The organism is Pseudomonas sp. FIP_A4, assembly GCF_036701605.1.
GTDB classification, from domain to species: Bacteria; Pseudomonadota; Gammaproteobacteria; order Pseudomonadales; family Pseudomonadaceae; genus Stutzerimonas; species Stutzerimonas phenolilytica.
Genome location: NZ_JAYDXP010000071.1, coordinates 1 through 477, shown reverse-complemented (window position 1 = coordinate 477; position 477 = coordinate 1). Strand labels below are relative to the sequence as shown.

1 protein-coding gene is annotated in these 477 nt (G+C 61.8%); it reads left to right on the top strand.

The window, feature by feature from the left end:
• Nucleotides 1-145: 145 nt before the first annotated feature.
• A complete protein-coding gene (locus U8L64_RS20215; RefSeq protein ID WP_442965258.1) occupies nt 146-286 on the top strand; it encodes an SEC-C metal-binding domain-containing protein in 141 nt (46 codons plus the stop codon).
• Nucleotides 287-477: the final 191 nt, after the last annotated feature.

Here is a 477-nt window from a genome sequence, read left to right as displayed (position 1 = left end):
CGGTCGAGGGGTTGCGTCGCGATGCCGGGCAATTCCACGACTATGCCGAGCGGCGGCGGGCGGCGATGCAGCGTCATTGGGTATAGAAGTTTGCCTGCGCATGCCCGGCTTCGGCCGCCCGCTCTAGAAGCTGGAGTTTCTCAACTTGCTTTCTGCTCTTGGTCCCGCAGCCGACGCGCCAACACAGAATCGAAACGAGAGCTGCCTGTGCGGCTCGGGGAAGAAGTACAAGAAGTGCAGCTATCTGAAACGTAAAATCTCCACCACTCCCTCGCGTCAGCGATGAGCGCCCGCTAGGGTCGAGACGGCCCCGGCCGGCTTGATGCGAAGCACGCCAGCGCGACCCGACCCAGTCGGGTGACCAATAATCTTTGCCCTTTTGCTCTTTCCGTTGCTCTAACCCACACCCCTCGGAACACCACCAACCACACCCCACCGCGTCCTCACGACCCGGCCTACACAGGGCAAATGCCGCAA